At 31.1% G+C, this 5,537-nt stretch carries 5 protein-coding genes; all 5 read left to right on the top strand.

What is annotated here, in order from left to right; translation table 11 throughout:
* Positions 1–527: hypothetical protein (locus tag ACZQCL_RS05805; RefSeq protein WP_482482192.1), on the top strand; the 527-nt coding region annotated here is incomplete at its 5' end.
* Between the two features lie 436 nt (positions 528–963).
* A complete protein-coding gene (gene licT, locus ACZQCL_RS05800; RefSeq protein WP_482482190.1) occupies positions 964–1,800 on the top strand; it encodes a BglG family transcription antiterminator LicT in 837 nt (278 codons plus the stop codon).
* A gap of 83 nt (positions 1,801–1,883) precedes the next feature.
* A complete protein-coding gene (locus ACZQCL_RS05795; protein ID WP_482482188.1) occupies positions 1,884–3,749 on the top strand; it encodes a beta-glucoside-specific PTS transporter subunit IIABC in 1,866 nt (621 codons plus the stop codon).
* Between the two features lie 17 nt (positions 3,750–3,766).
* The gene (locus ACZQCL_RS05790; RefSeq protein WP_482482186.1) at positions 3,767–5,335 is read left to right on the top strand and encodes a tyrosine-protein phosphatase; all 1,569 of its coding nucleotides are present in this window, start codon (positions 3,767–3,769) and stop codon (positions 5,333–5,335) included.
* Positions 5,336–5,381: 46 nt separating this feature from the next.
* Positions 5,382–5,537, top strand: a 156-nt coding sequence (locus tag ACZQCL_RS05785) for an MgtC/SapB family protein (protein ID WP_482482194.1), incomplete at its 3' end; no start/stop codon positions are given.

The following is a 5,537-nucleotide window of genomic DNA, read 5'->3' as shown; positions in this document are numbered from 1 at the left end:
TTTTATGTGAACCCGAACAAATGCACGCACTTACATCTAATAGTATGCAAATTTACAAGACAAACACAGGAAATACAGCATATGCAATATCCAAAAACACGAAGCCAATGGGTTATTATAATATGATGAAGGTATTTGTTGATAGGCCTCTAATATTAACTGATGGAAACGTTATTGGCGATGATCAATTATTGAATGCAGTTAATGTTATAAAAAAATTATTAGCAACTAAAAAGAATATTATGGTCTTATTACCTTTTGAATATTTTTTTGAAGGATATAAAACGAATCAAGATATTGCAAAAGAAATCATAAATGAACTCAGTATATCTTTTAATGCTATGAGAAAATATCGAATTACTCAAACACAACTTGATTTATATTTTATGTTTAAATCAAAAGATTATATGATTATCGTAAGAGCTAATGATGATATAAGTTTTTATGATTTGGTACCTTATACTTGTAGCGATTTATTTGATTCTTTATATGAGGAAGGAAGTCCTTTACCGATTATTGACGAATGATTGGGTTAAAAGATTATGTATTATGGTTTTTAATGGTTGATTTATGTATAATGGAATTAGATGTTTGCAAATGTTGATTAAATGTCATGTCATGTTTGAATGGAAATAATATAGGTTTATAGGGTTAAACTTAATATGAGTGTTTGATTATGTTGTAAAATTTATTCAAAGGGAAAAGGGTAGGAATGTATTTATGGAAGATTACACAAAATTATTGAATTGGATTTTTTGTTAATTCTTTTGTTTAAGTCGCTATGAATGTGAAAACGTTTGCAAACGATGATGATATATGTTATCCTATAAGTGAAGATTAAATACATTCATGGTTTGTAATTTATGGATAGTTATTGCAGTATTTGTTGGCAACACTAAACCTGTTTACAGAATTTTTCTGGACAGGTTTTTATTTTGTTTTAGCTTAAGGAGATTGTGGATTATGAAAATTAAGAAAATTTTAAATAATAATGCAGTTATCACTTTAAATGATAGAAAAGAAGAAGTTATTGCCATGGGTAAAGGGATTGCTTATGGCAAAAAGACAGGTCAGGACATTGATGGTGATCGTGTTATAAAAACTTATATATTAAATATTAAAAATTCTAAAGATAAGTATTTGAATATGTTGAAGGATATTCCTTTAGAATATATGGAAATTTCTAGTAAGGTTATAGAGAAGGCTAGAGAGGAATTGAAAATAGATGATTCTCTTTATATTTCTTTAACGGATCATATTCATACGAGTATCGAAAGATATAAAGATAAATTGATTTTGAAGAATCATTTATTATATGAGGTTAAAACTTTTTATCCTAAAGAATATAAGTTGGGATTGTATGCATTGGATTTAATAGAAGAAAAATATGGTATTCGCATGCAAGATGATGAGGCTGCTTTCTTAGCGTTTCATATTATAGGTAGTGAGATGAATAAGAATGTAGAGGAAATTTATGGCATCACTGATTTTATTCGTTCATTAACAGATATAGTAAAAGATTATTTCCATATGGAATTTGATCTGGATTCATTAGCATATAATCGTTTTATTACGCATCTACGTTTCTTTGCAGTGCGATTATTTAAGAATCAGAGTGCTTCTTCGGATGAGTCATTGGACAATGATTTATTGGAGATTATGAAAGAAAAATATGTAGAGCCGTATTTATGTGTTTCTAAAATGCAGAATTATATTCAGAGAGTTTATTCATATGTATTGAATGATGAGGAAGTATTATATTTAACTATTCATGTTGCGAAAATCATTAGTAAGAAATGATTTTAGTATATTGGTTGGGTGGTTACATTAAGTTGGCCAAACCTTCTCATTTGTGGTTTTTTACGTAGAATGGAGGAGAATTTATGAAATACGAAAAACTAGCAAAAGAGATTATTCAATCGGTAGGAGGAAAGGAAAATATTGTAGCGTTACAACATTGCATGACGCGTCTTCGTTTTACTTTAAAGGATGAAAGTAGAGCGGATGATGCAAGAATTGAAGGCATCGATGGTGTTTTATCTTTAATCAAAAAAGCAGGACAATATCAAGTTGTAATTGGTACACATGTTCATGATGTGTATTTGGATATTTGTAAGTTGGCAAATATCTCAGATACGAACGATTCGAGCAATAATGAAAAAGAAGGTAAAAAAGGAATCGTTAGATCTATTTTCGGAGCTATTATTGGTTGTATAGGACCATTAATTCCTATTTTGGTTGGTACAGGACTTGGTAAATGTATATTGTTGGTTATTTCAATGATGGGTTGGGCAAATGCAGAAACATCAATGACATACTATATCTTTAACTTTGCGTTTGATGCAGGTTTTATGTTCTTACCGGTATTTACGGCAATTGCTGCTGCAAAACATTTTAAATGTAATGTATTCTTAGCTGCTTTATTAGGTTGTATTTTAGTTCATCCGAATTGGAATAGTATTGTTTCAGCAGTGGATCCTAAATTTATTGGACAAATGTTTGGTGCATTACCAGTTTATGGAATGCCATATACTTCATCATTGATTCCATCTATTTTAATTGTTTTTGTGATGAGTCGTTTAGAAAAATCATTGAATCGTGTTATTCCAGAAGTGTTAAAAGGAATGTTGACTCCATTATTGGTTTTATTGATTATGGTACCTTTATCATTTGTCGTATTAGCACCAGCAATGGGATTGATTTCTATTTATACAGGTAAAGCATTATTATGGGCTTATAATACGTTAGGAATGTTTGGAATTGCAATTGTATGTATTGTATATCCTTGGCTTGTTGTAGGTGGTATGCATGCACCTTTAGCAATTGCAGGTATTCAAATTTTATCGCAATCAGGATTTGATCCAATTTCTAGAACTTTAACATTAACAGCGAATATTTCTCAGGGGACGGCTGCTTTGGCTTGCGGTTTAAAAACGAAGAATAAAAAATTTAGAAGCACATGTTTTTCAGCTAGTTTAACAGCTTTCTTAGCAGGTATTACTGAACCATGTATTTATGGTGTTACATTGCGTTTGAAAAAGCCTATGTTGGCAGTAATGATTGGATCTTTTGCAGGTGGTTTATATGCTGGTTATGCTGGGTTAAAAGCATTTGCGTTTATGACACCAAGTTTGATCAACTTGCCGATGTGGGTAGGTGAAGGTGCACCAAATAATTTAAAGAATGCTTTGATTACTATGGTTATTTCTGCAGTAGTAAGTTTTATCGCTACTTGGGTAATTGGATTTGATGATCCGGTTGAGGAAGAGAAAGATTCAGCACAAAGTGTTGAAAATCATATCTCACAGGTTGAATCACCTGTAAAAGGGATGACTGTACCTATGAGTGAAGTAAATGATTCAATGTTCTCTAATGGCATTTTAGGTGAAGGAATTGCAATCAAACCAACAGATGGAAAGGTTTATGCTCCTGTAGATGGAACAGTTTCTGCAACGTTTGAAACAAAACATGCGATTGGAATTAAATCAGATGATGGTTTAGAGCTATTGATTCATGTTGGCATTGATACTGTTAAATTAAATGGAAAACCTTTTAAGCAATTTGTAGAAAAAGATGCACAAGTAAAGAAGGGTGACTTGTTGATTGAATTTGATGTAGATGAAATTGAAAAGGCGGGTCTTGATTCAACAGTTATGGTTGTGGTCACAAATTCAACGGATTATTTGGAGGTTTTACCTACAAAGGAAACTTCTGTTTCAACAAATGATATTTTATTAAGAGTGATTTAAAGTAAGGTGAGTTTATAGTGTATGCAGATTTACATGTTCATACAGATTATAGTGATGGTATTCATTCAATTGAAGAAACACTTGATTTTGCGCTAGAACAGGGAATTAAAACAATTGCAATCACAGATCATGACACAGTTTTTCATTTAGAAAAAGTAAAAATGGAATGTGATAAGAGAAAAATTCATATGATACCAGGAGTAGAGTTGAGCTGCTACGATTGGGATGTGTGTAAAAAGGTGCATGTAGTTGGATTATGGATTCAAGATGATCCAAAACATATTGAACAATTGTGCAATCATACATTGGCATGCAGGGATGCGTATCATCATGAATTAATAGAGGAATTAAGAAATAAAGGCTTTGACATTACTTATTCAGATGCAAAGAAATATGCGAAGAATAATATAGTTTTTAAAATGCATTTGTTTCAAGCGTTAGTTGAGAAGTATCCAGAATTAAATGATTTAAATAAATATAGAGCACTTTTTGCATCGAAAACAACTCTGGAAACGGATAAAAAAATGGGTTATATTGATATAAAAGAGGGTATTGATGCAATTCATAAGGATGGCGGTATAGCTATACTTGCTCATCCTTGTGAATATGATAATTATGATGAAATTGATAAATATGTTGGTTATGGAATTGATGGCATTGAGATTTCACATCCAAGTATGAAGGCTGAGGATTATCCTAAAGTACATGAATATGTGAATAAATATAATTTAATGTGTAGTGGTGGTAGTGACTTTCATAATATTCATTTGACGAGTATTGGTGGATTTGGTTTAAGTCAGAATGAATTTGATGAATTGGTGAAGCGTAGGCTTAAGACAAAAATTAGAAACTTTAGGGATATAAAGGGATATAAAACGTGTGATGGTCTTGAAATTAAGACAAATAAATTTTTTCGTGGAGGACCATTAATTGATTTATCGAGTGAAGATTTAAGATGTTTGTCTCAAGAATTGAATATTAAGCATATTCTTGATTTTAGAGATAAGAAAGAAGCGTTAAGTAATCCTGATTCATTGGCTGTGGATATGTCTTATTATAATATAAGCGCAATTCAGATGGATTTAGATAATGGATATTCATTTGATTTTGGTTCAGTTATCAAGGATAAGATGACAAGAGAAAATAAAAATTTCATTATTGATTATTTGAAAAAAGGGTATTCTATCATGCCTATTAATAATCCGGCATATAAACAAATGTTTAATTTGTTGCTAGAGAATAGTGGGAATATTTATTTTCATTGTACGGCTGGAAAAGATAGAACGGGGGTTGCTGGATTTTTAATTATGATGGCGCTTGGTTGCAAAAAAGAGGATGCTATAAAAGAATATTTGTCTTCAAATGTAGATTTGAAACAAATTAATGAGGAGTTGTGCGAGCATTTGCATATTCCTTTAGAGCTTAGAAAAGAATGTGATGCTCTTTTATATGTAAGGGAAGAATTTATTCAATTGTCGATTGATACAATTGAACAAACGTATTCTAGTTATAAAGATTTTTTTGAAGAAGAGTATGGGCTTACTGAAGAGAAAATAAGAAAACTAAAACAAATATATTGCAGTTGAGTTTGGGGATGATATTTTGTATTCAGGACAAGAATATTTAGATTGGATGTTTCGTATCGTGTTGGCTACTTTATGTGGTTGTGCCATTGGATATGAAAGGACGAGCCGAAATAAATCGGCCGGCATTCGAACACATGCGATTATTGCACTAGGATCTTCAATGTTTATGATTATTTCTAAATATGCGTTTTTTTTTTTTTTT

The sequence above is a fragment of the Holdemanella sp. genome, assembly GCF_056804935.1.
The sequence above is the reverse complement of the archived record's forward strand: the minus strand, read 5'-3'. Positions and strand labels throughout refer to the sequence as shown.

Coding starts and splice junctions, on each gene's coding strand:
- licT (WP_482482190.1), top strand. CDS start 964: ATGAAAATTAAGAAAATTTTAAATAATAATGCAGTTATCACTTTAAAT.
- ACZQCL_RS05795 (WP_482482188.1), top strand. CDS start 1,884: ATGAAATACGAAAAACTAGCAAAAGAGATTATTCAATCGGTAGGAGGA.